Source organism: Halorientalis persicus, assembly GCF_900110215.1.
Taxonomy (GTDB): Archaea; Halobacteriota; Halobacteria; order Halobacteriales; family Haloarculaceae; genus Halorientalis; species Halorientalis persica.
In genome coordinates, this window is sequence record NZ_FOCX01000023.1 from 21,631 (window position 1) to 48,375 (window position 26,745).

Here is a 26,745-nt window from a genome sequence, read left to right on the forward strand (position 1 = left end):
CACTCGCGTTCCGTATCCCTGGAACGCGGGTGCGTCCGTTTATCCGGCGCGCACCGAGTTCTCGATCAGTCTTCCGGCCGGTCAGCCGTCGGTCGAGCGCTGAAGTCTCAACACGAGTAGTCGCTCGAAGGCGTGTTTCTCGCTCGCGATCTCGGTCGCATCGAACCCGTAGTCGGCCGCGAAATCGACGACGGCGTCGGGGTCGGTGAGCGTCGACACGAGCAACAGCACCTCGCCGCCTGACGCGAGGACGCGACCCACGCCGTCTATGAACGGTTCGATCACGGCCCGGCCGTCTTCGCCGCCCGAGAGCGCGTACTCCATCCAGTCGTTCCGTTCGTCCGCCGGCGGTGTCGGCAGGTACGGCGGGTTGAAGAGGACGACGTCGAAGCTCCTGTTCCGGAAGGGATCGGTCAGGTTCGCCTGCACGACCGGGACGCCGTTCTCGCGGGCCTCCTGGCAGGCCAGCGGGTTGATGTCCGCGCCCACCACGTCGGCTCCGCTGTCTTCGGCCACGCTGGCGACGTAGCCGCTCCCAGTCCCCACGTCCAGCACACGGTCGCCGTCCCCGACGCACTCGGCGGCCGTCTCGGCCAGCAGTCGGGTGTCCTCGGCGGGCTGGTACACCTGATCGAGGTCTCGGCGCTCGGCGAGATCGGTCACGACTCGTCGCCCCCCGTCGCCGATCCCTCCCTGGGGGTCACACCGTCGGGACTGTCAGCAGACTCGCCGTCGGTCTCGTTCCCGGCCGTCCGCTCTCCGCTCGTCGCGTCGCCAGTCGCCACGTCGACGCCGTTGCCCGCGAGCCGGAGGCCGCCGGCCTCTTCACGACCGAGCAGTTCCCGCTGGGGGAACGGAATCTTGATACCCTCCTCGTCGAAGGCCTCTTTGATCGCGTCGATGACGGCGGTCTGGGCCTCCCACTTCCGGGGCGCGGTGGGGTCCGAGATCCAGAACCGACACTCCAGTACGACCGCCGAGTCCCCGAACTGCTTGCCGACGACGACGGGTTCGGGACGGGAGAGCAGCGGGTCGACGTCACAGCCCTGCATCGCCTGTTCGGCCACCTCTGCCGCGCGGGTCACGTCCGCTTCGTAGTCGACACCCACGTCGACGGAGACCCGGAGCCGACCCGATTTCGAGCGGTTGACGATCTGTGTCGCGGTCACCTCGTCGTTTGGCAACAGCACGTGTTCGTCGTCGTAGGTCCGCAGGCGCGTGTTGAACAGCGACACGTCGGTGACGACACCCTCGCGGTCCTCCACGACGATCCAGTCGCCCACCTCGAACGGGCGGGCGAAGATCAGGACGAACCCGGCGAGGACGGCCCCGAGGGTCTGGCGTGCGGCGAGACCGACCACCAGCCCGATGACGCCCGCACCGAGGAGCAGGTCCGACGGATTGACGCCGGCCAGCGACATGACGAACACGGCCGCGAAGACGTAGACCACGAGCTGGATCAGGTGATGGATAATCTCCCGCCGGTGGGCCGTGAGCACGTCGCCGCTTCGCTGCTCCAGCAACCCCTTGCTGACGCGGGTGAGCGCGTACGCGACGATCAGCGTCAACACCCCCACCAGTGCGAGGACACCCTGTCTTGGGCCGACTTTGACCGTCTCGAAACTGGCCTGGACGGTGTCGACGGCGTGCCAGATGATGACGAGGAAGGCACTCGCCAGTGCGGCCGCCAGACTGAACGTGATCGCCTGGATCGCCTCCGTGTCGTCGGTCGAGAACCGGGATTCGAGGTGTGCTCCCGCCCGCCGTATGCCGACGCCGACCGCCGCGAGCGCCAGTAGGACGACGAGGCTGGCCAGCAGTCGACTCATCCGCGAGGCGAAGGCGTTCTGGACCCCGTCGACCAGCAGGAGCGTCATCTCGGCTCGCCCACCTCCCACGCCAGCCGCGCTAACTCGGCGAACTCCGCGGGCGTAACTTTCCCCGCGCGCCGCCCCATCAGGTCCTCGTCGGCAGCCTCGACCACCGCGTCTGGCTCGTCCAGCCCCGAGATATGGGCCGTGTTCCGCACCGCGTTGCGCATCGTCTTCCGGCGCTGGGTGAACACAGCAGTAACGAAATCGAGGAAGAAGTCGTCGTCCGGCACTTCGTAGTCGGGAGACCGGGGACGGGCCCGCACGACGGCGCTCTCGACGGCCGGCGGCGGTGAGAACGCCTCCTTGGGAACGGTCTCGACGACCTCCACGTCGGCGTAGTGGCCGGCGGTCACCGAGAGGCGACCGTACTCGTCGGTGGCCGGAGCGGCGGCCATCCGCTCGGCGAACTCCCGCTGGAACATGAGAATCAGCGGTCGGTCGCGGGACAGAAGTCGAAAGGCGATCTCGCTGGAGATGCCGTACGGCAGGTTCGAGACCGAGAGCGAAAAGTCGGGTAGATCAACCTCCAGCGCGTCACCCCCGATCACGGTGAGGCGGTCGGCGTCGATCTCGGTGGCGAACTCCTCCCGGAGGAAGGCGGTGAGGTCCGGGTCGCGCTCGATCACGGTCACCCGGTCGGCGACCGCGAGCAGGCGGTCGGTGAGCGCGCCTGTCCCGCCGCCGATCTCGAGGACGTGGCTCGTGTCGGCGTCGATCTCGGTGGCGTAGTCCGGGAGCCGGTCGAGGACCCGGTCGTCGACGAGGAAGTGCTGGTCCCGGTTGGGGTCGCCGCGCACGCCGGCGCGGGAAAGCAGGGCGTCGGGGGCGCGGCTACCGGGCGTCGGCGCGTCGTCGGCGGGGCCACCAGTCATTGGCGGACCCAGAACCTCACCGACCAAAAACGTGTCAGTCCTGGTCGTCGGTGCCGACGAACGTCCGGTATTTCAGATCGTCTTCGCGCATCTCCTCGAGGACGCGCTCGACCAGTACCTCTCGGGGGTTGTGGAGGCCGTTGACCCGGGCCTGCAGGTCCTCGAAGTTCTGGAAGGGGCGGCGGTCGCGCTCGTCGAGGATGTTGTTGCGGAGCTTTTTGCCGATCCCTGGAAGGAGGTTCAGCTGGTGGAGCCGCAGCGTGATGGGCTGGGCGTCGTTGTAGAAGTCGACGAACCGCTCCTCGTTGGCCGTGACGATCTCTTCGACGACGTACTCCAGTTCCGAACGCGCACCGCTGGGGAGATCCTCGTACTCGATCGTGCGGATGCGCTCGACCGGGCTGTCCGCGCCGCGCTCGACGGGAACACGGTCGCCGATCTGGACGCCGGCGTCCTCGTCGACCCGAAGCTCGAACAGTTCGAAGTCGGATTCGGTCAGGACGTACGCGAGCGGCGACTTCTCGTACTGTGGGCGGTCGTCTTCCGTGCGCCCGTGGGGCAGGAAGTCGAGGACGACACCCGTCTCACGCTCCGTGTCGGCAGTCGGGTCGCCGCTCTCGGAATCGCTCATACACGCCGATACGGCGACGGGATACATAAAAGCCCCAGTGGGAGGTCTAGACGTACTTCGCGACGACGTCGAGGATGTCGTCGAGTTCGTCGCCCGAGAGGGAGAACCGTTCCTGGGCGTAAATCGCGCGCAACTCGTCGCGGTCCTGTGGCGTCGTGTTCGCGATCTTGTAGGCCGTCGCCTCGTCGACCTTCTCCAGGTCCCGTAGTTCGTCGACGAACTCCTGGGACTCCTCGGGGTCGAGCGTGGCGAAGCGGTTGACGTGCTCGATGGCCCGCGCCAGTTCGTAGCGCATCTCCCGATCCTCGTCGGTGGCCCGCTCGTGTTCGAGCGATTCGAGGATCTCCTTGGTCTCGGCGAGCGTCAGGTACTCCTCGCCGACCTTCTCCTTGAAGATCGTCATTCCTGGACGGTGATGTGGGCGGGCTTTGCGATGATCGTCTTCTCTTTGCCCTGATCCTCGATCAGGACCTTGTAGGCCTCTCCCTGCTTGCCGTCGACCGTTCCGGTGTGCCCGTTGAACCGCGGGTGGAATCGTCCGTCGTTGACCGACGGGTCGATCTTGAGGTGGACTTTCTGGCCCGCCTCGAACTCCTGAACGGACCGCTGGGGCGGCGACGTCCCCCGGTCACGGGGGTCGTTACTCAGCTCGTGGCGCGTCTTCTTGAGTGGACCGTTCGAATTGGGCATTCGTGGCTGTCGGTTGTGTGGTCGGGCTTATAAAACGTGCGTTCCGTCGCGGCCAGCGGCGTGGCGACCAGCTCTCAGCTCACGGGTCGCTTCGGGTTCCGGCCGTTCGCGTCGCGGTCAGAGGCCCCGTGCTCGAGTTCGGAGACGTTCCGGTCGCGTCCCCAGTCAGTCGTCGGTCGACGCCAGATCCGCGTCGGCGGCGTCGACATCCACGTCGGTCGCGTCGACGGTGAACTCGTCCATCAGCGCGCGGAGGTCCCCGGCCTGCTCCGCGATGGTCCGGGCGGTCTCGGTCACCGACTCCAGCTGATCGGCCTGGGTCGTCGCGGTGTCTGCCACCTCGCCGGCGCGGTCGGCGGTCCGTTCGCTCACGTCGGTCGCCTGATCGGTCATCGAGACGACTTCCTGTGCCGAGGCCGCCTGATCGTCGGTCGCCTCGCTGATCTCGCGGACGCCGTCGGTCGTCTGTTCGACCTTCTCCGCGATGTCTTCCAGCGCGTCCAGCGCCCCCTCGGTCGTCTCGACACCGCTCTTGACGTCGTCCTGCATCGCCTCCATGTCGGCGACTGCCTCACGGGTCTGTTCGGACAGTTCGGTCAGGAGAGAATCGATCTCCTGGGTCGCCTCGCGGGTCTGTTCGGCGAGTTCTTTCACCTCGTCGGCGACGACGGCGAACCCGTCGCCGTCCCCGTCGGCGTGGGCCGCCTCGATGGAGGCGTTCAGCGCCAGCACGTTCGTCTGCTCGGCGATGTCGTCGATCAGGTCGACGATTTCGGCCACGCGGTCGACTTCGGCGTCCAGCGCCTGCACGTCCGCGACGGTCTCTTCGGTCGCCGTCTCGATCTCGGCCATCTCCGCGGTGGCCTCACTGGCGGCTTCGGCCCCCTCGGTGGCCGCGGCCTCGGTCTCGGTGGCCAGGTCGGCGACGGTGTTTGCGGTCGCCGCGACCTCCTCGACGGTCGCGCTGAGATCGTTCATCTCGTCGGTGACGCCGGTGAGTTGCTGGTTCTGGTCGACGGCGTCGTCGGCGATTCCCTGGACGTTCTCCGAGACGGTCCGACTGCGTTCCCGCGCGGACTCGGTGGCGTCGACGGCTCGGGTGGTCGACGCGGCGACCTCGTCGGCGAAGGACCGGACGCGGGCGACCGTCGCTTCCAGTTCGCTCATGGTTTCGTTGAACGCGCGAGCGATCTCGGCCATCGCCGAACTCTCCTCGTCGGGTTCGAGCCGGCGGGTGAGGTCGCCGTCCGCGCAGGCCCGGATCACCGAGCCGTACTCGTCGGCGGTCGCTTCGAGGTGTTCGGTGAACTCCTCGGCCTCGCGGCGGGCGGCCTCGGCTTCTTCGCGTGCGGCCTCGGCGTCGGCCCGGGCTTCCTCGCGGGCGCGCTCGATCTCGTCGATCCGGTCGGCCAGCGAGTCGCGCATACTCGCGAACGAGGCAAAGAGCGTCCCGATCTCGTCTGTCCTGTGGGTCTCCATCGACACGTCGAGATCACCGTTCTCGATGGATTTGGCCCGGTCGACCAGCCGGTTGATCGACTTCGCGGTGGGGCGGACGATCACGAAGCCCAGCAGGAACATACTCCCGGCGACCAGCCCGAAGATGAGCACGAGGTACTGGAGCGACTGCCAGCCCACCGCGTAGGCCGAGGTGGGCGCTCGCAGCAACACGATGAGGTCGGTGCCCGGTACCTGCTGGTAGCTCAGTACCGTGCTGTTGTCCTCGAAGATCTCACCGCCGGCGGTCGTGTTCGTGAGCATCCGTTCCTCGCCCGCACCGGTGTAGAGGTTCGTGGCGGACTGGTTGCCGTCGTACAGCATGAACCCGTTCCCGTCCATCACGATCACGTGCGAGCCGTTGATCTGGTTCTGGAAGTCGAAAGAGTCAGAGACCGAGACTTCGACCGCGACCGAGTGGTTCTCGCCCGGCACGGGGCTGACGAAGGCGGCGTAGCGCTCCCCGTCGACGAGATACGACTGGGAGAGGTACACGTCGTCCGCGCCGTCCAGGCCGTAGCTCTGCCGCGTGATCCAGGGGATGCGCATACTCGCGGTCGAGATGTCGGCGGTACTCCCGAGGACCGACCCGCGAGCCAGATCCACGTAGTGGACCGCACTCACTTCGTCGGCCAACCCTGCCTCGGTATCGTTGAGCGCGCGCTGTAACGCCGGTCCGGGTTCGGCCTGGAGCGCGCTGGAGGTCGACACGGTGCGTGACGTGGTCCGGTACTGCGTGAGCCACTGGTCGACCTCCCCGCTGTTGCGTTCCGTATCCGTTTCGAGTTGGTCGTAGACGGTCTGCTGTTCGGCGTCACCGAGGACGCCGACGACGCCGAGGAGCGAGACCGCCAGCAACAGGAGAATCACCACGACCGTGAAGACGTACTGCCGGATGTACGTCTGACGGACGCGATCCGGAAGGTATCGCGTGAGACGGAAATCCATATATCCGCGGTCACCAAGCAACCCCAATAAGCGTTCGTCCCCCATTATGCAGTCTGATAATCGACCCCACACCTACCGCCGAATATCCGCCGATTGCATCGGTATCGACGCTCTGATGAAGAGTATCGTTCTCGAAAACGATGCGATTACCGACACCCAACGGAGAGTGCCCGGTAGCCCCAGAGGGGCGGCGTCGCTATGGGGTCTCGGAGCCGGAAAATTGCGGTGGCGAAACTAGAGGCGGCCGACCGAGTCGACTTCGACGGACTCGACACCTTCGACCGTGGCGAAGGCTTCTTCGACGGCGTCGGTGCCGCCGGAGTCGTCGGGGACGACGACGGTGGGGAACAGCGCGACGAGGCCGAAAGCCACGTCGTCACGCTCGAATCCGTTGATCTTGGCTCCCTCGGGGAGGGACTGTTCGAGACGTTCCTGCAGGGCGTCCAGGTCCACGTCCGGGCTCTGCGGCATTACCTTGATCTTGGCTGCGACTTTTCCCATGGTAGTAGATTGCGGCAGGGGGTTGATTGCCGTTGCGATTTAGGGCCCGGTGAACCCACAGTCCGGGCACTCGTAGAGGTTGCTCTGTTTGCGGCACTTGGCACACCGGTAGATCTGGTGGCCACAGTCGGGACACTTGAACGCGGCCGCGTTCGTCCCCGAGATGTTGATCCCGCAGGAGATGCACTTCTGTTTCCGCTTTTGCTGAGTGTCGCTCATACCTACCGCGAGGATAGCCCGACATTTAACCCTTAACATAAGGCGTTGCCGTGGCCTCGGTGGGCGACTGGTCGCGCCCAGGCGTCACGACCCCGGCAGGATGTCGCCCAGCGCGGCACCGATGGCCATCGGCACGAACGCGACGACACAGGTACAGAACGCGAGCCACGGCTCCGCCCACTCGACGCGCCCCCAGGCGGTACTCATCACGAGCGACAGGACGAGCGAGACACCGACCACGCCCAGCAGGCGACGCGGGACGAATCCGAGGATGGGCTTGTAGATCCGCACGTCCTGGAACTCGGCGACGTAAAGGATGCCGACCGTCGTCGCGACGGCGAAGGCGAGCGTCCCGACGAGATAGATCGGCCGGGTGGCGACGAACGCACCGACTTCCTGCGTGCCGCCCTCGACCATCATCGGGATGCCAAAGAGGAGCGCGCCGAGCATCGCCTCCATGAGGTCCGCGCGGTCGAACCCGACGATGGTCCGGCCGAACACCGCCGGCTCTTCGATCTCGGTCGCGGTCTCGATGATCTCCTGAATCCGCCGTCGGCGGGCCGGGTCCGTCAGGGACGCCTCGTACTCGTCGAGTTCGTCGAGCAGATCACCGAGCGTCGGCGGTTCGTCGTCCGGGTCGTCGCGCCGGGGCCGGTCACGCTCGTCGGGCTCGAACTCGTCGGCGTCCTCGCCGGCGTGATCGACCATCGCCTCAGATCACGTCTTCGATGTCGTAGTCCTCGTCGTCGGCCACGTCTTTGGGCTCGCCGCCCTCCCAGACGTAGAAGCCGCGGCCGACCTTCTTGCCGGTGTCGCCGTTCTCGACTTTCTCCCGGAGGATCTCGGGCGGTTCGAAGCGGTCGCCCAGTTCCTCGTGGAGATACTCACAGATGTCGAGTCGCACGTCAAGACCCACGCGGTCGGTGAGTTCGAGCGGGCCGACCGGGTGGTTGTACCCCAGTTCCATCGCGGCGTCGATGTCCTCGACGCTGGCGACGCCGTTCTCGACCATCCGCATGGCCTCGACGCCCAGCGCGACGCCCAGCCGCGAGGAGGCGAACCCGGGTGTGTCGGTGACGACGACCGGTTCCTTCCCGAGGCCGTCGACGAACGCCTCGGCGCGCTCGGAGGTTTCCTCGTTGGTCTGATCGGCCAGCACGACCTCGATCAGGCCCATCTTGTGGGGCGGGTTGAAGAAGTGCAGGCCCACGGCACGCTCGGGGTGTTTCAGCGCCGCCGCGATCGAGGAGACCGACATCGAGGAGGTGTTCGTGGCGATGATGGTCTCCTCGTCGACGTGGTCCTCGGCGTCGGCGAAGGTCTCGCGTTTCAGCTCCAGATCCTCCGGGACGGCCTCGATTACGAGATCCGCGCCCTCCAGCGCGGCGTCGAGGTCGGTCGTCCCCTCGAGGTCGTCGACGGCCTGTTCTTTCTCGGATTCGGTGATGTAGCCGCGCTCAACGCCGCCGCTCAGACGGTTGGTGATCGTGTCGATTGCGTCCATCACCACGTTCGGTTCGATGTCGCGGATACTCACGTCGTGGCCGGCGGCCGCACAGACGTGGGCGATGCCGGCACCCATCGTCCCTGCACCGATAACTGTGACTCGCATGCACAGACCCGCGAGTGCGAGCCGTTAAACGTTTACGAGAGTTTCCGCCCTATTCGTCGCCCTCGGCCCGGGCTTTCCGCCCGTACCGGATCACGCCCTCTTGCTTGTAGATCCGCCGGATGACGGTCGCCACTGCGTCGCCCACGTCGGGTGAAGTCTCGGCTCCGACGATCTGTAGCGGCATACTGACGGACTCGCCGTCGGCCTCGAAGGCCGCGATGGCGACGCCGTACTCCCCGCTTTTCTGTTGCTGGACGGCGAATTCGGGCGGTTCGCCGCCCCGCGAGACCGCGGTGACGGCCTCGACCTCGCCCGTGTCCGGCAGTTCGACCGGCTCGAACTCCACGAGGGATCGGCAGTCCGGACACGCTCCTTCGGGCGGGAACGCCAGCGAGCCACACTCCGGACACCGGCCCGCGACGAGGCGGTGACGCTGAGGGATCGACCGTTTCCACGTCGGCACGGAGACGTAGGCCGCGCCGCCGTTGGGTTCGCCGCTGGTCACGTCGCCCCGGCGACGCAGGTACTCGGCGTACGTCAGGTCCGTCCCGCCGTCGATGGCCAGATCCGCAGGCACGGACTCGTCGGCCTCGACGACGAACGCGTCCGCGCCGCCGCCACTGCCGTAGCCTGCACCGAGCACGGTCTCGTGGCCGTCGGCGAGGGCTTTCGCCAGCGAGAGCGGCACGCTCGCGGCGGCCGTGTCGCCGAGCTCCTGCACCGTCGCACAGGTGTGGATCGTCCCGTTGTCCAGCCCCATCGCACCGGCGGCGCGGTAGGGGAGGCCGCCGTCGGGAGCTTGCACCGCCGCGGCGTCGGGGTCGTCGGCGTCCACGGCGTCCACGGCACCGGCGAGCGTCTCGCGGAACGCCTCGCGGTCGTAGCTGGTCACGTCGATGCCTTCCACGTCCTCACTGCCGGCCCGACGGAATCGCGTGCCGGGGTAGGGTTCGGCGTGTTCCGCGCGGTCGGTGATCGGCGCCGGCGCGTCCGGTCCGACGAGGAAAGCGGCCGCGCCTGCCCCGGCGGCGTGTTCGTGCGCGTCACTCGGCTCGCCCTGCGGGCAGTCCGCAGCGACCACGAGGGCCACTCCGTCGGTCTCGGCCTCCAGCGCCGCGAACAGCGCCCGGGTGCCGGCCCGCGTACTCCCCGTGAACGTCTGGCGTGTCGTGTCGTCGGCGACGCCGAGGAACGAGCCGAGGCGAACGGTCGGGTCCTCCTCGGCCATCGGCGGATTGGTGGTGGCAAACCCGAGCCAGTCCACCTCGGCCGCGTCGGCGTCACCCGCGGCGAGCGCGCGCCGGGCCGCCTCCCAGCCCATCGTGAGTGCGTCCTCGTCGGCTTCGGGAACCGCCTTCTCCTCGATGCCCGAGGCCTCGAAACTGCCCCAGGCCTCGGCGAACTCCTCGGCGGCGACCCGGAGGCGGGGCGCGTAGGCACCGACGGCGCGGATACCTTCGCGGGAATCGTCCGTCATGCCGCATCACCTCCCATCCCTCGTTCGAAGACGTGGACGACCGCCGCACCACCGGACCCGCCGACGTTGTGCGTCAGCCCGACCTGCGGGTCCTCGAGCTGGCGCTCGCCGGCCTGCCCGGAGAGTTGCTTGAACGCCTCGACGACCTGGCCGGCCCCGGTCGCACCGATGGGATGCCCCTTCGATTTGAGGCCGCCGGAGGTGTTGACGGGCATCTCGCCGTCGCGTTTCGTCTTCCCGCTGGCGACGAACTCGCCGGCCTCTTCGGGATCACAGAGCCCGAGATCCGAGTAGGCCATCAGTTCGGCGATGGCGAAGCAGTCGTGGACCTCCGCGAAGTCGAGATCGTCGGGCCCGTAACCGGCCATCTCGTAGGCGCGGTCGGCGGCGTACTGCGAGGCCGGCACGGCGGTGTAGGTGTCGCGCTGGAACAGACCCACCCGGTCACTCCCGGCACCGACGCCGGCGACCCGGATGGGGTCGTCCGTGTAGTTCTCCACCACGTCCTCGCTGGCCAACAGGACGGCAGCCGCGCCGTCGGTCGTCGGACAGCAGTGATAGAGGTTGAGGGGATCGGCGACCGTCGGCGCGTCCATGGCGTCCTCCAGCGAGCACTCGAAGCCGAGTTGGGCGTGGGGATTTTTCGCCCCGTTCTCGTGGTTCTTGACGGCGACGTGGGAGAGCTGTTCGCGGGTGGTGCCGTACTCCTGCATATGCCGACTGGCCATCTGGGCGTAGACGCCGGCGAAGGTGGTGCCCGAGAGGCGCTCCCACTCTGTTTCGCCCGACACGCCGAGCCAGTAGCGCACGGCGTCGCCGGACACGTCGGTCATGATCTCGACGCCACTCGCGAGCACCACGTCGGCCATCCCGCTCCGGATGGCCTGCACGCCCTGCCGGACGGAGTAGCCCGAGGCCGCACAGGCGTTCTCGACCCGCGTGACCGGGATGCCGTGCAGGCCGACGTGTTCGGTCACGGCGGGGCCGGGCAGACCGAGTTGCCGACCGCCGACGCCGAGCGTACCGACGACCGCTTCGTCGACATCCTCGGTTTCGATACCGTCCGGGACGCTGTCACAGGCGTTCTCGAAGGCCGTCCGGAACAGCGACCGGTAGCTCTCGCCCGGGAACGAGCCGTAATCGGACTGGCCCGCCCCGATAAGGTAGGCGTCGCGCATACCCATCCTGCAAACCGGCGGGGCATAAACTTGTCACTACGGAACGGCGGTTTGTGACGAATCTGGCACGTCGCGGCGGCAGCGGCGAGTGGGTGGGCCAGTCCTGACGGGTCAGACGGCCGCGGCCACGTCCGAGGCGTCGACCTCGAACAGTCGCGAATGACAGTCCTCGCAGGTGACCGCGACCACGTCGACGGTCCGACAGCAGGACTCGACGACCTCCTGTCCGAACCGGACCTGCCCGTCACAGGCGGGGCACCGCTCGACGAACAGTCGGAGGCCGGCCAGCAACTGCCCTCGGCCGGCCGGGCCCGTGTCGTCCCACCCATCGTAGTAGTCGGGGAGGACCCGGCCCGCGGCCACGTCGGCCAGGAAGGCGGCGCGGGACTCCCAGCGGCCGACGGTTTGTCCCTCGGCGTGGGCGACGAACGCCGAGCCGTACTCCTCGAACGCCAGGTTCTCGGCGTCGATGCCGACGATGGCGGCGACGGCCTCGCGGTCGGCGTCTTCGTCGCGCTCGCGTTCCACCTGCTCGCGGAAGTCCGCGGCGAACGTCGGCGTCAGGCCGAGATCGCCGTGATCCTTCTCCTCCAGCACGCCCGCGTCGACAAGCTCCGCCTCCACGTCGATGTCGGGGGCATCGGCGTCCCGATCCGCATTCACCGTCGCTGTCCCTCCGGTCTCGGCCTTGTCGAACCAGGCCAGCACTCGCTCCGGGAGGTAGCGTTTCGTGAGCGTCGGCGTGCCCGGAACCAGATAGCCCCGCAGATAGATGGCGGCGACCGAGAGCGTGAACGCCATTCCACCGACAGTCGTGCCGACGAGCGCTCCCGTGACGGTCGTGACGGCGTACCCGACGGCGGCGGCCACCCCGATCGCGATGACGGCGTTCACTGCCGTACACGGCACACAGCGATTCTCCCCCGTGTATTCGGGCTGGCGGACCCGATCCAGAACCGTTCCCATACGTCACGGTAACGTCGGGCGATAAGAAATGCGTATCGACCCGACCGGTCACTCGCGACGGTCGCGGATCCGGTCGACCGCGTCGGCGAACCGGTCGTCGTCCGCGAGGTGGTCGAGGACCGCTTCCTCGGCGATGTCGAGCGCGTAGGCGGGGCGGCCCTTCCCGGTCGGTGACTGCTTGCGCTTCTCGCCGAGCAGGTCGGCCGATTCGAGTTCCGAGAGGGCGTTGATGACGCGCTGGCGTGTGACGCCACCGGGCACCATTCCGTCGAGGTCGTCGAACTCGTCGAGCAGATCCTCACAGACGCCGGTCACGTCGAAAGAGTGGACCGGCACGTCGTCACGAGCCCGCAGATCGATCACCGAGAGCAACACGAACCGGTGGAAGGGGTCGACATCGTCGAGATCGGCACCTGTCATGCGCAAGCCTACCCCCTATCGGGTAAAGAAAGTGTGGACTTCTCGTAGCCACTGGGAACGCAGGTCAGGGGCACAGATCGATCTCCGCCCGTTCACAGACTCTCCGTGCCGACGAGGGGTCGTCCGGCGCGTCGAGTCGCGAGACGAGTGTGGCGTACCTGAGCGTGTCGACCCGTCCGATGACGGACGGACCGAGGGGGCACTGGTACACGTCTGCGGGGCCGTGAGACCGACGGCCGAGCGCGACCGGACACGACAGCAGTCACACGACACCCCGACGGAGCCCACCCGTCGTCGCGCTCGCGATTCGTCGTCAACGCACGGGCCACGTCGAGGGTCTGCAGATCGAGGTCGCGACCCGCTGTCCGGTAGACGGTAGCGGCTTCCGGTCGATCACGGGCCGTCCGGGTCGTGTACTCCAGGGCTGCCGTCGGCTGGGCGACCCGGCTGTTCGAGGAGGCCGTGCGGGAAGCGACGCCGGTCTCCCCTGACTGACAGCCTCGCATCGCGAAGCTTTACCGCCGCGGGGGTCCGATGGCCGGGTATGACCGACGACGCGTGGTTCGCCGGCCTCGATCCGGCGGACCGTGAGACTGCCGCGGGCCGGATACGGGAGGGGGGCGCCGATTCGCCCGCCGACTGGCCCGCGATGGCCGTCGAGACCGGCTTCGCGGCCGACGAGGGCGATTACTACGACTGCCTCCGCGAGGCTACGATCGACGCAGCGCGGGCGGCCGTCGAGGAGCGCGAGGGCGCCGTCGACCAGCAACTCGTCCATGCCGTCCGGGCCATGGACGACTGCCGACGACAGGCCAACGAACTCGCCGAGCGGGTCGCCGAGTGGGGCAGTAGTCGCTTCGAGAGCGGGGGGACCGGGGTCGAGTACGCCCGCGAACTTACGGAGCGCGATCCGGAGACACTGGGCGACAGACGAGCCGTCTCGTTGGCCCGACGGGTCGTCGCGCTCGACGAGGAGGCCGACGCCCTCAAGGAGTACGTCGAGACGACGACGCCGGAGGTCGCGCCGAACCTGGCGGCGCTTGCCGGCCCCGTGCTGGCCGCCCGCTTGCTGTCGCTCGCGGGTGGGCTGGAGTCGCTGGCCAAGAAACCCAGCGGGACCGTGCAGGTGCTGGGGGCCGAGGACGCCCTCTTCGCCCACCTGCGCGGGGACGCTCCCTCGCCCAAACACGGGATCATCTACACCCACGACGCGGTTCGGGGGACCAGACCCGACGATCGCGGCTCCGCGGCCCGGGCGCTCGCGGGGAAACTCTCGATCGCCGCGCGGATCGACCACTACAGCGGCGACCGCCGGCCCGAACTCGAAGCGGAACTGGACGACCGCATCGCGACCATTCAGGCTCGGGCGGCGGACGACACGGAGGCGGGCGACGATGAGTGACCTACCCGCCGGGGTGGCACGTCGGGACATCGACGGCGAGACCGGGCTGGCGACACAGGGCCCGCCGGCATACGGCGAACCGACCGACGAGGCGGGGTGGCGGCGCTGGAACCCGCGGCGCTCCAAACTCGGCGCGATGCTGGCGTCCGGAATGGACACCGGCCTCACCGGCGGCGAGACGGCCCTCTACCTCGGTGCGGCCGCGGGGACGACCGTGAGCCACGTCGCGGACTTCGCGGGACCGACCTACGCCGTCGAGTTCGCGCCACGGCCCGTCCGAGACCTGCTGGACGTGGCCGAGGAACGTGACCGACTCTTCCCGCTGTTGAAAGACGCCCGGAAACCGGAGACGTACGCCCACGTCGTCGAGCCGGTGGATGCCATCGTGCAAGACGTTGCGACGCGGGGACAGGCCGAGGTGGCGCTGGCCAACCGGGAGTTCCTGCGAGAGGACGGCCGCCTTCTCATGGCGGTGAAAGCCCGCAGCGAGGACGTGACCGCTGATCCAGAGGTGGTGTTCGACGCGGTGGTCGAGACGCTCTCGGAGGGGTACGAGATTCTGGAGCGCGCGCGCCTGGAACCGTACCACGCCGACCACCTCGGGGTCGTGGCGCGGCCGCGGTGAGGCCGGCGACGAGTCGGTCCGGGCGGCCGTCGGTCCGGAAGGGAAGGTTTAGGCCGGGGGGAGTCCAACCCGCGGAAAGATGGACCGGAGGGGCTCTTCCGAGACGTTCACCCGGATGGGAACGCTGGGTATCGAAGAGGAGTTTTTCGTCGTCGACGACCGGAACCGGCCGACCTCCGGCACGGACGAACTCGTCTACGAGACCGAGCCACCGGAGATCCTGGACGGCCGGCTGGACCACGAACTGTTCAAGTGCGTCATCGAGACACAGACGCCGACGATCGGTGCCGGCGACCTCGACGAGGCCAGCGAGCACCTGGACGCCGTGCGGTCGGCGCTGGTCGAGCACGCCGAGGCCCACGGCTACGGCATCGCCGCGGCGGGTCTCCACCCGGCCGCGAAGTGGCGGGAACTCGAACACGCCGAGAAGCCGCGTTACCAGGCGCAACTCGACCGCATCCAGTACCCCCAACACCGGAACACGACCGCCGGTCTGCACGTCCACGTCGGGGTCGACGACGCGGACAAGGCGGTGTGGATCGCAAACGAGATCCGCTGGCATCTATCGATCGTGCTCGCGCTGTCGGCAAACTCGCCGTACTGGAACGGGTTCGACACCGGCCTGCACTCCGCACGGGCAAAGATCTTCGAGGCACTCCCGAACACGGGCGTGCCGACGACGTTTGCCTCCTACGCCGAGTTCGACGAGTTCGAGCGCACGATGGTCGAGACGGGTTCGATCGACGACCGGGGCGAACTCTGGTACGACGTGCGGCCCCACTCGGGACTGGGCACCGTCGAGGTGCGGACGCCTGACGGCCAGGCCGACCAGGAGAAAGTCATGGCCTTCGTCGAGTACACCCACGCGCTCGTGACCGATCTCGCCGAGCGCTACGAGGACGGCGAGACCGGCCGAAAGCACCGGCGCGAGCTGCTGGACGAGAACAAGTGGCGCGCGATCCGGCACGGTCACGGGGCGACCCTCCTGTCGCGTGACCTCTCGGAAACCGTCGATCTGGGCGAACTGGTCGACCGCGAGTGCGAGCGACTGGGCGTCAGCGGCATCCGCGAGGTCTACGACGCCGAGAGCGGTGCCGAGAAGCAACGCCGACTCCACGACGAGGCCGGGATGGACGCCCTGTGTCGGTCGTTGCGTTTGTAGCCAAGGATTTTTACCCGGCAACTTCCTTCCGTCGGAATAGAAGCAACTCATGTCTACAGACGACGGGCCATCCGAACCGGAGGACGAGGGGTTGGACGTGACGGACGGCGAGGTCGTCCGCGACCGACTCGAGGAAGAGACCGACAGGGCGGTCGAGCGGTTCGACGACGGCGTCGTCGACCTGCTGTCCTGGGTACTCGACACGGAAACGCGGGCGCGCATCTACGTCTACCTGCGCCAGCATCCCGACAGCACGAGCGACGAGGTCGCGGAGGGAACGGGACTGTACCCCAGCACCGTCCGCGAGGCGCTCGCGGAACTCCACGAGGAGGAGAAGGTGTCCCGGAGCAAACGCGAGAGCGGCGGCGCGGGGAACAACCCCTACGAGTACACCGCCATCGCGCCGAGCGAGCTGGTGTCGAGTATCGTGGGCGACGTGCAGTCGGAGCTGAACACGGTGTTCAATCTCGACGATCACCTCGAGGACGCCGAGGAGTCGGAATCGCCGGACGGAACCGACGAACCGGTGACGATCACGGTCGAGGAATCCGAGCAGTGACGGTGGCCGGGGCGGGGCAATCCGAAGCCACTAAACCCTGAGGGGACCATGCCCGGAGATATGAAGGTCGCGCTGGGCGGGACGTTCGACCCCGTACACGATGGGCACCGTGCGCTGTTCGAGCGCGCGTTCGATCTCGGTGACGTCACCGTCGGGCTCACGAGCGACGAACTCGCACCGAAGACCCGCGACGAGGATCGCCACGTCCGGACGTTCGAGCAACGCCGGCGCGACCTCGACGCGGAGCTCGCGGACTTCGCCGAGCAGTTCGACCGCGAGTACGAGATCCGAGAGCTCACCGAACCCACTGGCATCGCCACAGAATCACAGTTCGACGTCCTCATCGTCTCCCCCGAGACGGAGACGGGCGGTCGCCGCATCAACGAGATTCGGCGCGAGAACGGCGACGACCCCCTCGAGATCGAGGTCGTCGACCACGTCTACGCCGACGACGGCGAGATCATCTCCTCGACCCGGATCGTCAAAGGCGAGATCGACGAACACGGGAACCTCACGCCCGACCGCGACGGGCGACCGAAACGGGAGCCCGAAACCTGATCACCAGTCCGGGGCCTCCAGTCCCGTGCGTTCGAGCAACTCCTTCCACCGCTGTTGGACCGACAGTCGCGAGACGCCGACGGCGTCGGCCACCTCGCCCTGCGCGCGACGGTCACTCGTCACGAGCGTCGCCACGTAGAGGCTCGCGGCCATCGTCGCCCGTTTCGAGCGGTCGCTATCGGGAAGCGTCGAGAGAAAGAGATCGGCCGCTCGCGTGCGCGCCTCGTCGTCGAGGTCGAGGCGGTCGGCCGCCGCCTCCAGTTCGGCGAGCCACTCCTCGTTGTCGACCTCGTCGCTGGCGCGATACATACCCGTCCGTTGACCGGCCGGGAGTATAAACGCTGTCGCCACCTACCGCGGCGTATGTCAGGCACCGTCGAGGGGATCTGGGTGACCGAGGAGGGATCGGCACCGATGGAGGCCGTCGATGCGGTCCGCGCCGTGCGGGGCGGGCTGGAGGGTGACAGATACCAGCGCGGTACCGGCTACTACTCCGGGTTCGACGAGTGCGAAGTGACGCTGATCGAAGCCGAGGCCATCGAACGCATTCAGCAGGACGAGGGAATCGACCTGACCGACGGCCGCCACCGCCGGAACGTCGTCACCCGTGGGATCGACGTTCACGAGTTGCTCGACACCCGGTTCACTCTCGGCGAGGCCACGTTCGAGGGGACCCGTCCGCGGCCGCCGTGTGCCCACGTCGAGCAGGTCGCGGGCGAGGACGGCGTCGCGAAGTCGCTGGGGAACGACCGCGGTGGGATCTGTGCCCGCGTGGTCGACGGCGGTGAGTTCGCGGTCGGCGACGAGATCGAAGTGGGCGAGTCGGTCGCGCCCGACCCGGACGGACTCGCCGACGCGATCAGGGACCGACTGTCCTGATTACCAAGGCGTCACGGCGTCTACGAGCCACGGGAGTGGCGGTTCGTCGAACGGCCAGTGGCCACACGTGGGTTCCTGCAAGGTGCCGCCGGTCGCGTACACGAAGGCTCGTTGTTTCTTGTCCATGCGGTAGTGACAGGTGGCCGGCCGACGCTGTTCCCAGTAGATCGTCTCCATCGAGGGGACGCCAGGCGGCCGTTCGGCGAGCGGGCCGTACTCCACGGTCCCGAGCGATTCTTGCACGGCTGCCAGTTCGTCCCGGACTGGCGTCGTCGCAGCCTCGTTCCAGTGAACGCTCGACGCGACGAGCAAAACGACGAGCCCGAGCAACAGGACCCGTCGGGAGGGAGTTCGCGTCTCGGCGACGACGGCACCCACGCCGAGTGCGGCGAACGGGACGGCCATCACCGCGTCGATCGCACCGGCCATCTCGACGAAAAAGAAGAGCTGGTAGGCGATACCCCCCACGGCGACCCACCAGTATCTGTGCCAGTTGGCCTCACTCGCGAGGAACCAGCCGTAGATACCCAGCGGGAACACCGCGATTCCCCACCCGATCTCGTAGATGGGTTCCAGCAGCCGGGCCGCCAGCGAGTACTCGCCCGCGCCGTAGAGTGGCGTGAGCACGACCTCCACGAACAGTGGACCGACGGTGCCGGTGAGGGCGAACGGAGCCAGGACGAGCGCGGTCACGAGCGCGCCGCCCGCGAGCGCGCGTCCGAGCCCCCTCCGACTGCCCTCGACGGAGCCCATCGCGGCCACGAGGAGAGCGAGCGGTGCGCCCAGGTGCCAGAACCCGGCCGTGACGGCGGCGACGGCACCGCTCGCGAAAAAGCGCTCCTCGACGGCCAGCAGCAGGGCCAGCGCGCCGAAACACAGCGCCATGTACTTCGGCCGAATGCCGGCCCAGGGGTACGTGACCAGCGTCGTGACGACGAACACCGTCCAGCCCGCGGCCACGCTCGCGACGCCGTTCCCGGTGAGCCGGTGGTTGATCACGCCGACGAGCGTGGCACCCGTGACGATAGCCGCCGCGGCGACCAGGACGCTCAGGACGTGCAGGACAGCCATGTTCCCGCCCGAGAGGAGGGCGAGCGGGGTCGTCACGGCGTAGATCAGGGGCGGTTTGAGGTCCCAGAAGTCGACGTAGGGTGTCGCGCCCTGGGTGACGTACCAGCCGCCGTGCTGGAACAGGGCGGAGTCGTCGCTGATGTACCAGGGGTGATCGAGGAACTGGTAGCCGGTGCCCGTGACGAGGAGGGCGATGGCACCGCCGAGCAGGAGGGGAAACCAGTGGGTCTCGATCCAGTCGTGGAGGTCGGTCCACGTTCGCGGGACCGTGGCGGGCACCCCCTGCATTGCTTGGTCGAGCATTCCGGTTCGTCTCATAAGTCAGTTGGCAAACCGTTCGGGGGCGGTCGGTCTGCCTCGTGACGTTTATAAGCAGGCGTCTGAAAGTGGGGGGTGCGCGCGGGTTGCCGAGCTAGGCCAAAGGCGCAGCGCTTAGGACGCTGTCCCGTAGGGGTCCGCCGGTTCAAATCCGGTCCCGCGCATGAGCGAACGAAGTGAGCGAAGAGCAGGACCGATTTGAACCCTGGAAGGAACGCGCAGCGAACGCAGTGAGCGAGCATTTCTTCCTCCGGTTCGAATCCGGTCTCGCATTGGAAACCTCCGCCACCTATATGTGGTTACCAAGGACCAGTTTGGGATATCTTACATGAGTCAGGCCACACTCTCTGAGCGACCATACGTCAATTCGAATCTGTTCTCGGGCCACTACCTCGACGAGCGCGTGCAAGAGCGCGACGAGTGGGATTGTGACGACGCGGCCAGCGAGGCGATGGAGAAACTCCAATCGCTCTACGACCTGGAAGGATCGCTGGTAGAAGGCTATGGCGAGGACGCGCTCATCGACAACTGGATAGACGAGGTGCTTGATGTACTCGGGTTCGGAACCCAGGAAGAGGTGACGCTTCCCGACGGCGGTGGCTTCGTCGACGAACTACTCTTCGAGACGCCGACCGTCCGACGTGACGCCGCCGAGGTCTATCTCGACACTGAAGACACGACCGACCTCTTCGAGCGCGGCGTCGGTATCGTCGAGGCCAAACAGTGGGACGCCGCGTTCGATGTCCAGTTCAGTGAGCAGCGCCCCTACCGCAACGCCTCTCACCAGACGAAACACTATCTCGAAAACACGCCGCCGAACATCCAGTGGGGTATTCTGACGAACGGTCGAAAGTGGCGACTCTACGGGACCAACGACTACGAGACCCAGACGTACTTCGAGGTCGACCTCCCCGAACTACTCGAACGCGGTGATCTGGAGGCGTTCAAATACTTTTACGTGTTCTTTCGACCCACCGCGTTCCACGAATCCGACGGAACGACGTTTCACGACGAGGTGTGGTCCGAGAGCGAGACCGCGTCCCAGGAACTCGGGGAGAATCTACAGGACAACGTCTTCACAGCACTCCGTGTGCTCGGCCGGGGCTTCGTCGAGACCAACGACGATCTCGACATCGACCCCGACGACGCGGAGGCGCTGGACGAACTGAAAGAGCAGTCGCTCGTGTTCCTCTACCGGCTGATGTTCGTGCTGTACGCGGAGGCGCGGGGGCTCATCCATCCGGAGGACCAGCAGGCACAGGACGAGTACGACCGGAACTTCAGCCTCGACGAACTCCGGCTGGACATTCACGAGGCCATCGGGGAGGTCGACGAGGGCTTCGAGGAGGAATTCAGCACGTACTCGACCGGGATGTGGAGCCGACTGGAAGATCTATTCAGACTCATCGACGAGGGTGAGGACGCTCTCGGGATTCCGCCGTACAACGGCGGCCTGTTCGATCACGACGACCACGACTTCCTGACGGAACACGAGGTGAGCGACCGCTATCTCGCGGAAGTCATCTATCGGCTCTCGACCACGAAAAACGACGAGGAGCGCTACGTCCTCGCGGACTACGCCGACCTCGACACGCGCCACCTCGGGAGCGTCTACGAGGGCCTGCTGGAACACCAGTTCCGCATCGCGCCGGAGCAGTACGCGGCGGTCGCGGCGGACGGCGGACAGGTCTGGAAGCCAGCCACCGAAGTCAGCGTCGCCGAAGCGGTCGAGACCGTCCCCGAAGGCGGGCTCTACGTCGTCAACGACGAGGGCGAGCGCAAGGCCACTGGAGCCTACTACACGCCCGACTACGTGGTGACCTACATCGTCGAGGAGACGGTCGGGCCGCTGGTCGAGGAGATCCGCGAGGACCTGATCGACCAGGGCTTCGAGCCCGGGACCCAGGAGTACATCGCGCCGTTCTTCCGCCGGGTGACCGACCTGCGGATTCTCGACCCGGCGATGGGGAGCGGCCACTTCCTGACGAAAGCAACGGGCTATCTCTCCGAGCAGGTGATGGCCGAAGTCCGCGAGGCCGAATCGGAGTTCGGCGTCGCCTTCGACGAACAGCACATTCGGCGTGAAATCGCCAAGGAGTGCATCTACGGCGTGGACCTCAACGGGATGGCGGTCGAACTCGCGAAACTGTCGATGTGGCTTGAGACGCTGGCCGCCGACCGTCCGCTCGCCTTTCTCGATCACCACTTCAAGCAGGGCAACTCGCTGGTCGGGTCGGACATCGAGGAGATCGAGGAACTGGAGTCCGACGCGAACGGTGCGGACGAGCAGGCGTCACTCGCCGAGTTCGGTGCGACTCGCGAGGGCACCATCGAGCGCCTCATGGACATCTACAGCGAGTTCCTCGCCATCGAGAACGAGACCGTCGAGGACGTGCACGAGATGAAACGGAAGTACGCCGAGATCGAGCAGGACGAACTCCGGAAACGGTTGGTAGCGATGGCGAACGTCTACACCGCCGAGCGGTTCGGACTGGACGTTCCCAGTGGTGCGTACGAACAAATGGCGAGGGCCTTAGAAGATGACAAAGAGTGGGAAAGCGTTGAGGATACAGATTGGTTCGCAACCGGACAAAGGATTTCCAACGAACAAGACTCATTCCACTGGCGATTAGAGTTCCCGGAGGTTTTCTACGAAGAAGGTGGGAGAGAGCGTAAAAAAGACGGATTCGATGCAGTAATTGGAAACCCACCGTATGTTCCTACGGAACAGATACTTGACCAACAAAAGGAATATCTCACCACAGTTTTTGAGGTACTACATAGAAAATATGACCTCTCAGTTGCATTTCTTCAACAAATAATCAGATTGTCCAGAAGTGAGGGGAGATGTGGAATGATTACACCGGTAGCTTGGGAGACTGGTGAGAATTATTCTAGATTCCGTGAAACAAATCTAGTTGAGGGGGAGATGAATCTTGAGAAGATTATCAATCTCCCGTTTGATGTTTTCCAAGACGCATATATCGATACGAACATCGCTATATTTAGAAAATCCGCTCCTTCTGGTTCGTTTTTGGCTAAAGAATTTGAGAAGCGTCTAAGGGTCGAATCAGCTGATGTAATGGAAGAAAAGTCAGAGCAGATTCCCCAGGATTATTTGACTGAAGTAGGTGGTGCAAAGATATTCCTCCAAAAAGGCACATATGAAATGCTCAAAAGGTTTAGTGGAAGTGAATTTGTTGATCTCGGCGAGATCACTGATGCAACACAAGGGATTGTCGCTTCCTTCCATGAGTACTCAAATGAGAGAGAGAATGATGAGTTCCTTGAATATCGAGAGTGTGACGTTTATCGGTACGAGATCGAGACTACAGAGAAAAGGTACATAGATTTCAGCGATGAAGATAGTCTCCGACCTTATTATACAAATCCGCGAATTCTCATCAGACGTCTTGTAAACCGCGATGATCGTCTTATGGCAATGATTGCTGAAGACGACTTTGTAGTGAAGAAAGATCTGAATCCATTTATTAAATCTGGAGATACACCACTGCGTTATATACTCGCTTGTGTGAACAGTTCTCTACACTCATATTTATATATAAGCCAATCAGCAATGGCACTTAAAGACGATTTTCGACAAACAACCCTCGCAGAGTTACAAAAACTTCCAATTAGGACTATTAATGCAGAAGTTGATAATAATAAAAATGATCAAAAGTACAACAGATTGCAGGATTTGCTGAGCCAAGGGATTCCACAAGAAGATGTGATAACGGACGAACTGAACTCATCTAACGAGACAGATATTGCTGTTGGACAAGATTTACTTATCGATTTGAGTGAAAATATAGTATCACTAAAGGAGAAACGCCGTTCGATTAACTCGAAGTTGCTAGATTACATCCGGCCTTATTCTGAGAAGGATGTAATCAGCGAAATCGGCATCTACCAACCACCGTCGGGCGTCGGCGACACGAAACTCACCGCCACCAAAGAAGAGTACGAGAACATTCGCGTCGGGACAGTCACCTGCGAACGCGAGGACGAGAACACAGTCACCGTCCACGCCACAGCACGCTACAAGCCCGAGAACGAGGACGCTCACGAGACCGACCAGTGGGGGTACACCGAGACGGAGCCGATGCCGGCGATGCGGTTGACCGACCTCACCGAGACCGAGGCCGACCTCGTGGAGGCGTTCGTGCCCGTGGCCGTCGAGGAGGCCGACGGGTTCGCCGGGTTCCGCGAGACGGCCACTAAGACCAACTCGCTCGTGGACCGACTGGAAGCGATCACGCTCCCCGATCCCGACGACGTGGCCGAGGACCTCCAGCGATATCGTGAGGCCGTCGAGCGCGCCGCGGAACTGGACGAGAAGATCCAGCGGACCGACGACCTGATCGACGAGATCGTCTACGACCTGTACGGGCTGACCGACGAGGAAATCGAGATCGTCGAAGAAGCAGTTGGTGACTGAAAATATGTCGAGCCGGGATCCGTCGGAGCTTCGAGAGGCACTGGGCGAGATCGACTTCGATGGGGAGCCAGAGCAGTTGCCGGAGTTGCGCGAGGAAGCTCGGGAAACCGTCGCTGCGCAACGAGAGACGCTGAACGACATCGACACGAAAGCCAGCCGAATTCTCCGTCTCAACGTCGCACTCGTCGGCATACTCGTCTCCGTTCTGTCTATTGCGACCCAGCTCGGATCTGGCTCGGGGTCGAGCGCAGCGGCGTTGGACCAGTTCGTGAATATCTACACAGAATTTGGGATCGGTGCCCTGGTCCTTTCGACGGCCTTCGCCGCGATGACCTACACCGCTTCGGAACTCGATGTGGGAGTCAGCTCTGAAAACCTGGCGAACTTACTCAGGGCCGATTTCACCGCCGAAGATACCGAAGAGCTACTGGTGAAAAATTATATCATGAGAATCAATTTCAACCGAAGTACGAACGTCAGAAACATCCCACTGATCCAGATGACGATTATCCTCCTCGTTTCGGCGATTGTTGCATTTCTGCTTGGGGTTTATACCGCAATTGTCGGCGCAGTCCCTACCTGGCTCGTGATACTTGCTGTTGCGCTGATTCTCGGCGTTGTGATAGTGTCTGGACTGGTGACTCAGATTTGGCGAGCATTCAGTGATCTCCGAGAGTGGCACTGACCCAAAGCCTATATTTGCGAAAGGAGTACTTCCGTGTATGAGTGAGGAGCAAGAAGAGCAATCGGATCAAGACCGAGCACAGGAGAGTCTCCTCAGTGGCGGCGAGCGCGTCTCGAAGGGCCGCCAGCGAGACAATCACGACGACAGTGATTGAACTCTGATATTTTGTGCGTATTCGATATCGGCATTCTCACCACTCCGGCACCGCTTTCGTACACGCTCCATCCCGCTCTAGTATCACGACGTACTGGCCGGGCCCCAGCTCCTGTTCGTCGCCGTAGAAGTCGTTGCGAGGGGTGATTCCCATCGGGAGGATATCCACCAGCGAGCCGGGCGTCGGTCGCTGGGGAACGTAGTTCGGGGGTCGGGGGCCGAACTCCTTGGCGATCTCGTAGGCGTACTCCCCATCCAGCAGCCCGCGGACGTACGCGGCCCGTCGAGAGACGTTCCGGCGGATGCCGGCCTCGCGGTGGGCCCGGGGCACGTCCCGCAGATAGAGCAGGTTCTCGTAGGAGAGCTGGATATACTGGGGACAGGTGACGTTGCGGTCCTCGTGGCTGGCGGGGCCCCAGCGGTGATCGACGGGCATCCCGTGGGGCAGGGCGGTCTCGTCGAAGCCGTGGTGGTAGGTGGCCATGGTGGCGTTGTCGGGGGCGGTGCGGTCGAGCCAGTCGGTCGCGGCGTCCCGTGGCGCGGTGGCGTAGCCCGCGACGCCGACGCCGGCGAAGGCGGCGGTCGTGACGAGCAGGCCGGCGATCAGCGGCCGCGCGAGGGCGGGCCGGCGGTCCCGCAACCGGGCGAGCGCGTCGGCGGTCAGCAGGACGACGAGCGGGAGCGTCGGGAGCAGGTGGTGGGGCCGGAAGTCGTGCCAGCCCGAGAGGACGGCGAGGAAGGCGGCCAGCAGCGCCAGCACGAGGGCGCGGGCGTCGCGGTCGGTGGCGGGGCCGGCGGATCGGTCGCCCGCGTCGGGGCGGAGCGCGGCGACGCTCGCGAGGACGCCGGCGATCCCGGCGACGGTGAGCGGGAGGCCGAAACTGGCGAGATAACCACGGAGGAACCACCACCAGGAGGGGGCCGTTGGCCCGAGCGCGACGCTGGCCCGGCCCGCGGACTGTCCGACGAACCGCTCGACGACGAGATCGACGTGACCGACCAGCAGCGTCGGGAACCCGAGCGCGATCACGGCGGCACCGGTCGCCGCACCGCCGACGAGGAGGCGCGGTCGCCAGCGTGCTCCGGAGCCCTCGCGGCGGGCGCGGAGCAGGTAGCCCAGCCCGATCACGGGAACGAGCAGGCCGGCGGTGAGCTTGAACGCGACCGCGAGGCCGCCGGCGGCGCTGGCTTCCAGAAACCGGCGGCGCGTGCCGGTCTGGACGTATCGGACGAGCAGGTAGAGCGCGAGCAGGAGGGCAAAGAGGGCGGGCACGTCCTCGCCGGCTTCGTGGGCGAGCATGGCGAGGCCGAAGGTGACTGCGAGGAGGGCGGCGGCGAGGCGGCCGGTCGCGCGGTCCCGGAGGGCCGTCCCGAGGCGGTAGGTCAGGTAGACCGACCCGACGGCGAGACAGCCGTTGACGAGTCGGGTGGCGACGAGGCTCCCAGTCCAGATCCAGGCCGGCGTCGTCTGCCACGTCCGGACGTAGCCGTACTCGACGTTCAGCGAGTGGATCCCGGCGAGTGCGGTGCCCTCGCCGAGCAAGAGCGCGAGGACGACGACGGGGAGGACGGCGAGGCTGTAGAGGTAGAACGTGGCACCGAATGGAGCGCGACCCCAGGCCACGGACTCCCGGAGGGCGGCGAGGCTCGGGTCCTCGATCAGGGAGCTATAGACGACCAGGACGTCGAGCAGGCGGTCGCGCTCGTCCCATGTGGCGAAGTTGGGGGCGCGGTGCCAGATCCAGAAGCTGGCCGCCAGGGCGGCGACGAGGAGGATCCACGGGAGGTACGGATCCGCACGCAGATCGCGGCGCACCTGCCCTGCGATCCGGTCGATCGGTCCCGACGCCACTGTCATTCGTGTGGCGTGAACGATTCCACGGGGATTGCGCTTTCGGGACGCGGTGGGCGACTCGTCGCGCGACCGCGAGAGTGGACCGGGGGACAGTTCCCGACCACTGAGAACTTTGTTGCGAGCATATAAGTCGTGAACGCGTTCGTCCATCT

General features: G+C 65.6%; 26 protein-coding genes and 1 tRNA gene. 9 read left to right on the top strand and 18 right to left on the bottom strand.

Going from position 1 to position 26,745, the window contains the following annotated elements; all coding sequences use genetic code 11:
• Window positions 1-81 precede the first annotated feature (81 nt).
• The 15 genes from BMX17_RS18870 to BMX17_RS18940 all read right to left on the bottom strand — a co-directional run bounded on the left by BMX17_RS18870 (window position 82) and on the right by BMX17_RS18940 (window position 12,885).
• Window positions 82-663 (bottom strand): HemK2/MTQ2 family protein methyltransferase, encoded by a 582-nt coding sequence (locus BMX17_RS18870; RefSeq protein WP_092663010.1) that lies wholly within the window; start codon window positions 661-663, stop codon window positions 82-84.
• On the bottom strand, window positions 660-1,877 hold the full coding sequence (locus BMX17_RS18875; RefSeq protein ID WP_092663012.1) for a mechanosensitive ion channel family protein: 1,218 nt from the start codon (window positions 1,875-1,877) through the stop codon (window positions 660-662). Before BMX17_RS18875 ends, BMX17_RS18870 begins: the two co-directional genes overlap by 4 nt.
• Complete coding sequence (locus tag BMX17_RS18880; RefSeq protein WP_092663014.1) at window positions 1,874-2,746, bottom strand: 16S ribosomal RNA methyltransferase A; 873 nt, start codon at window positions 2,744-2,746, stop codon at window positions 1,874-1,876. Before BMX17_RS18880 ends, BMX17_RS18875 begins: the two co-directional genes overlap by 4 nt.
• A gap of 34 nt (window positions 2,747-2,780) precedes the next feature.
• On the bottom strand, window positions 2,781-3,377 hold the full coding sequence (locus BMX17_RS18885) for a DUF655 domain-containing protein (protein WP_092663016.1): 597 nt from the start codon (window positions 3,375-3,377) through the stop codon (window positions 2,781-2,783).
• A gap of 46 nt (window positions 3,378-3,423) precedes the next feature.
• Window positions 3,424-3,780 (bottom strand): RNA polymerase Rpb4 family protein, encoded by a 357-nt coding sequence (locus BMX17_RS18890; RefSeq protein WP_092663018.1) that lies wholly within the window; start codon window positions 3,778-3,780, stop codon window positions 3,424-3,426.
• A complete protein-coding gene (locus BMX17_RS18895; RefSeq protein WP_092663020.1) occupies window positions 3,777-4,067 on the bottom strand; it encodes a 50S ribosomal protein L21e in 291 nt (96 codons plus the stop codon). The genes BMX17_RS18890 and BMX17_RS18895 overlap by 4 nt, the downstream gene beginning before the upstream one ends.
• 165 nt (window positions 4,068-4,232) lie before the next feature.
• On the bottom strand, window positions 4,233-6,512 hold the full coding sequence (locus BMX17_RS18900; RefSeq protein ID WP_170845478.1) for a methyl-accepting chemotaxis protein: 2,280 nt from the start codon (window positions 6,510-6,512) through the stop codon (window positions 4,233-4,235).
• Between the two features lie 234 nt (window positions 6,513-6,746).
• Entirely contained in the window at window positions 6,747-7,013 is a 267-nt protein-coding gene (locus BMX17_RS18905; RefSeq protein ID WP_092663024.1) for an elongation factor 1-beta, read from the bottom strand.
• A gap of 39 nt (window positions 7,014-7,052) precedes the next feature.
• Window positions 7,053-7,232, bottom strand: a complete 180-nt coding sequence (locus BMX17_RS18910) for an HVO_2753 family zinc finger protein (RefSeq protein WP_092663026.1) — start codon at window positions 7,230-7,232, stop codon at window positions 7,053-7,055.
• 84 nt (window positions 7,233-7,316) lie between these two features.
• A complete protein-coding gene (locus BMX17_RS18915) occupies window positions 7,317-7,940 on the bottom strand; it encodes a DUF2391 family protein (RefSeq protein ID WP_139203582.1) in 624 nt (207 codons plus the stop codon).
• A gap of 4 nt (window positions 7,941-7,944) precedes the next feature.
• Window positions 7,945-8,844: a 3-hydroxyacyl-CoA dehydrogenase family protein gene (locus tag BMX17_RS18920; protein WP_092663028.1), complete on the bottom strand. Its 900-nt coding sequence runs from the start codon at window positions 8,842-8,844 to the stop codon at window positions 7,945-7,947.
• Window positions 8,845-8,893: 49 nt separating this feature from the next.
• On the bottom strand, window positions 8,894-10,321 hold the full coding sequence (locus tag BMX17_RS18925; protein WP_092663030.1) for a zinc ribbon domain-containing protein: 1,428 nt from the start codon (window positions 10,319-10,321) through the stop codon (window positions 8,894-8,896).
• On the bottom strand, window positions 10,318-11,499 hold the full coding sequence (locus tag BMX17_RS18930; RefSeq protein WP_092663032.1) for a thiolase domain-containing protein: 1,182 nt from the start codon (window positions 11,497-11,499) through the stop codon (window positions 10,318-10,320). Before BMX17_RS18930 ends, BMX17_RS18925 begins: the two co-directional genes overlap by 4 nt.
• A 111-nt stretch (window positions 11,500-11,610) precedes the next feature.
• Window positions 11,611-12,465, bottom strand: a complete 855-nt coding sequence (locus tag BMX17_RS18935) for a DUF8054 domain-containing protein (protein ID WP_092663034.1) — start codon at window positions 12,463-12,465, stop codon at window positions 11,611-11,613.
• A gap of 48 nt (window positions 12,466-12,513) precedes the next feature.
• Window positions 12,514-12,885 (bottom strand): hypothetical protein, encoded by a 372-nt coding sequence (locus BMX17_RS18940; RefSeq protein ID WP_092663036.1) that lies wholly within the window; start codon window positions 12,883-12,885, stop codon window positions 12,514-12,516.
• A 544-nt stretch (window positions 12,886-13,429) separates the two neighbouring features.
• On the opposite strand from BMX17_RS18940, the gene BMX17_RS18945 reads away from it, so the two are divergent.
• The 5 genes from BMX17_RS18945 to BMX17_RS18965 all read left to right on the top strand — a co-directional run bounded on the left by BMX17_RS18945 (window position 13,430) and on the right by BMX17_RS18965 (window position 17,191).
• Window positions 13,430-14,287, top strand: a complete 858-nt coding sequence (locus tag BMX17_RS18945; protein ID WP_092663038.1) for an NOP5/NOP56 family protein — start codon at window positions 13,430-13,432, stop codon at window positions 14,285-14,287.
• Window positions 14,280-14,912 carry a fibrillarin-like rRNA/tRNA 2'-O-methyltransferase gene (locus tag BMX17_RS18950; protein ID WP_092663040.1) on the top strand — a complete coding sequence of 211 codons (633 nt, stop codon included), beginning with the start codon at window positions 14,280-14,282 and terminating at the stop codon, window positions 14,910-14,912. The genes BMX17_RS18945 and BMX17_RS18950 overlap by 8 nt, the downstream gene beginning before the upstream one ends.
• A 79-nt stretch (window positions 14,913-14,991) precedes the next feature.
• Window positions 14,992-16,074: a glutamate--cysteine ligase gene (locus BMX17_RS18955; RefSeq protein WP_092663042.1), complete on the top strand. Its 1,083-nt coding sequence runs from the start codon at window positions 14,992-14,994 to the stop codon at window positions 16,072-16,074.
• 49 nt (window positions 16,075-16,123) lie between these two features.
• Window positions 16,124-16,633 carry a helix-turn-helix domain-containing protein gene (locus BMX17_RS18960; RefSeq protein ID WP_092663044.1) on the top strand — a complete coding sequence of 170 codons (510 nt, stop codon included), beginning with the start codon at window positions 16,124-16,126 and terminating at the stop codon, window positions 16,631-16,633.
• A gap of 60 nt (window positions 16,634-16,693) precedes the next feature.
• Entirely contained in the window at window positions 16,694-17,191 is a 498-nt protein-coding gene (locus tag BMX17_RS18965) for a phosphopantetheine adenylyltransferase (protein WP_092663046.1), read from the top strand.
• Here the strand turns inward: BMX17_RS18965 and BMX17_RS18970 are convergent, their stop codons facing one another.
• Window positions 17,192-17,500 (bottom strand): cyclin family protein, encoded by a 309-nt coding sequence (locus BMX17_RS18970; protein ID WP_092663048.1) that lies wholly within the window; start codon window positions 17,498-17,500, stop codon window positions 17,192-17,194.
• Between the two features lie 54 nt (window positions 17,501-17,554).
• Between BMX17_RS18970 and BMX17_RS18975 the strand changes: the two genes are divergently transcribed.
• The gene (locus BMX17_RS18975) at window positions 17,555-18,070 is read left to right on the top strand and encodes an MOSC domain-containing protein (protein WP_092663050.1); all 516 of its coding nucleotides are present in this window, start codon (window positions 17,555-17,557) and stop codon (window positions 18,068-18,070) included.
• Here BMX17_RS18975 and BMX17_RS18980 read toward each other — a convergent pair whose 3' ends face one another.
• On the bottom strand, window positions 18,071-19,444 hold the full coding sequence (locus tag BMX17_RS18980) for a DolP-mannose mannosyltransferase (RefSeq protein ID WP_211611396.1): 1,374 nt from the start codon (window positions 19,442-19,444) through the stop codon (window positions 18,071-18,073).
• A 94-nt stretch (window positions 19,445-19,538) separates the two neighbouring features.
• Here BMX17_RS18980 and BMX17_RS18985 point away from each other — a divergent pair.
• The 3 genes from BMX17_RS18985 to BMX17_RS18995 all read left to right on the top strand — a co-directional run bounded on the left by BMX17_RS18985 (window position 19,539) and on the right by BMX17_RS18995 (window position 24,585).
• A tRNA-Leu gene (locus tag BMX17_RS18985) sits at window positions 19,539-19,623 on the top strand.
• A gap of 164 nt (window positions 19,624-19,787) precedes the next feature.
• Entirely contained in the window at window positions 19,788-23,900 is a 4,113-nt protein-coding gene (locus BMX17_RS18990) for an Eco57I restriction-modification methylase domain-containing protein (RefSeq protein ID WP_092663096.1), read from the top strand.
• Between the two features lie 4 nt (window positions 23,901-23,904).
• Window positions 23,905-24,585 carry a hypothetical protein gene (locus tag BMX17_RS18995; RefSeq protein ID WP_092663054.1) on the top strand — a complete coding sequence of 227 codons (681 nt, stop codon included), beginning with the start codon at window positions 23,905-23,907 and terminating at the stop codon, window positions 24,583-24,585.
• A 190-nt stretch (window positions 24,586-24,775) separates the two neighbouring features.
• Here BMX17_RS18995 and BMX17_RS19000 read toward each other — a convergent pair whose 3' ends face one another.
• A complete protein-coding gene (locus BMX17_RS19000; protein ID WP_092663056.1) occupies window positions 24,776-26,596 on the bottom strand; it encodes an ArnT family glycosyltransferase in 1,821 nt (606 codons plus the stop codon).
• Between the last annotated feature and the right edge of the window lie 149 nt (window positions 26,597-26,745).

Excerpts from the sequence above, each read along its gene's own strand:
- BMX17_RS18980 (WP_211611396.1), bottom strand. The coding sequence starts at position 19,444 with ATGCTCGACCAAGCAATGCAGGGGGTGCCCGCCACGGTCCCGCGAACG.
- BMX17_RS18935 (WP_092663034.1), bottom strand. The coding sequence starts at position 12,465 with ATGGGAACGGTTCTGGATCGGGTCCGCCAGCCCGAATACACGGGGGAG.
- BMX17_RS18970 (WP_092663048.1), bottom strand. The coding sequence starts at position 17,500 with ATGTATCGCGCCAGCGACGAGGTCGACAACGAGGAGTGGCTCGCCGAA.
- BMX17_RS18955 (WP_092663042.1), top strand. The coding sequence starts at position 14,992 with ATGGACCGGAGGGGCTCTTCCGAGACGTTCACCCGGATGGGAACGCTG.
- BMX17_RS18940 (WP_092663036.1), bottom strand. The coding sequence starts at position 12,885 with ATGACAGGTGCCGATCTCGACGATGTCGACCCCTTCCACCGGTTCGTG.
- BMX17_RS18975 (WP_092663050.1), top strand. The coding sequence starts at position 17,555 with ATGTCAGGCACCGTCGAGGGGATCTGGGTGACCGAGGAGGGATCGGCA.
- BMX17_RS18885 (WP_092663016.1), bottom strand. The coding sequence starts at position 3,377 with ATGAGCGATTCCGAGAGCGGCGACCCGACTGCCGACACGGAGCGTGAG.
- BMX17_RS18890 (WP_092663018.1), bottom strand. The coding sequence starts at position 3,780 with ATGACGATCTTCAAGGAGAAGGTCGGCGAGGAGTACCTGACGCTCGCC.
- BMX17_RS18950 (WP_092663040.1), top strand. The coding sequence starts at position 14,280 with ATGAGTGACCTACCCGCCGGGGTGGCACGTCGGGACATCGACGGCGAG.
- BMX17_RS18880 (WP_092663014.1), bottom strand. The coding sequence starts at position 2,746 with ATGACTGGTGGCCCCGCCGACGACGCGCCGACGCCCGGTAGCCGCGCC.
- BMX17_RS19000 (WP_092663056.1), bottom strand. The coding sequence starts at position 26,596 with ATGACAGTGGCGTCGGGACCGATCGACCGGATCGCAGGGCAGGTGCGC.
- BMX17_RS18910 (WP_092663026.1), bottom strand. The coding sequence starts at position 7,232 with ATGAGCGACACTCAGCAAAAGCGGAAACAGAAGTGCATCTCCTGCGGG.
- BMX17_RS18930 (WP_092663032.1), bottom strand. The coding sequence starts at position 11,499 with ATGCGCGACGCCTACCTTATCGGGGCGGGCCAGTCCGATTACGGCTCG.
- BMX17_RS18965 (WP_092663046.1), top strand. The coding sequence starts at position 16,694 with ATGAAGGTCGCGCTGGGCGGGACGTTCGACCCCGTACACGATGGGCAC.
- BMX17_RS18925 (WP_092663030.1), bottom strand. The coding sequence starts at position 10,321 with ATGACGGACGATTCCCGCGAAGGTATCCGCGCCGTCGGTGCCTACGCG.
- BMX17_RS18905 (WP_092663024.1), bottom strand. The coding sequence starts at position 7,013 with ATGGGAAAAGTCGCAGCCAAGATCAAGGTAATGCCGCAGAGCCCGGAC.
- BMX17_RS18995 (WP_092663054.1), top strand. The coding sequence starts at position 23,905 with ATGTCGAGCCGGGATCCGTCGGAGCTTCGAGAGGCACTGGGCGAGATC.
- BMX17_RS18920 (WP_092663028.1), bottom strand. The coding sequence starts at position 8,844 with ATGCGAGTCACAGTTATCGGTGCAGGGACGATGGGTGCCGGCATCGCC.
- BMX17_RS18945 (WP_092663038.1), top strand. The coding sequence starts at position 13,430 with ATGACCGACGACGCGTGGTTCGCCGGCCTCGATCCGGCGGACCGTGAG.
- BMX17_RS18915 (WP_139203582.1), bottom strand. The coding sequence starts at position 7,940 with ATGGTCGATCACGCCGGCGAGGACGCCGACGAGTTCGAGCCCGACGAG.
- BMX17_RS18990 (WP_092663096.1), top strand. The coding sequence starts at position 19,788 with ATGAGTCAGGCCACACTCTCTGAGCGACCATACGTCAATTCGAATCTG.
- BMX17_RS18960 (WP_092663044.1), top strand. The coding sequence starts at position 16,124 with ATGTCTACAGACGACGGGCCATCCGAACCGGAGGACGAGGGGTTGGAC.
- BMX17_RS18895 (WP_092663020.1), bottom strand. The coding sequence starts at position 4,067 with ATGCCCAATTCGAACGGTCCACTCAAGAAGACGCGCCACGAGCTGAGT.
- BMX17_RS18875 (WP_092663012.1), bottom strand. The coding sequence starts at position 1,877 with ATGACGCTCCTGCTGGTCGACGGGGTCCAGAACGCCTTCGCCTCGCGG.
- BMX17_RS18900 (WP_170845478.1), bottom strand. The coding sequence starts at position 6,512 with ATGGATTTCCGTCTCACGCGATACCTTCCGGATCGCGTCCGTCAGACG.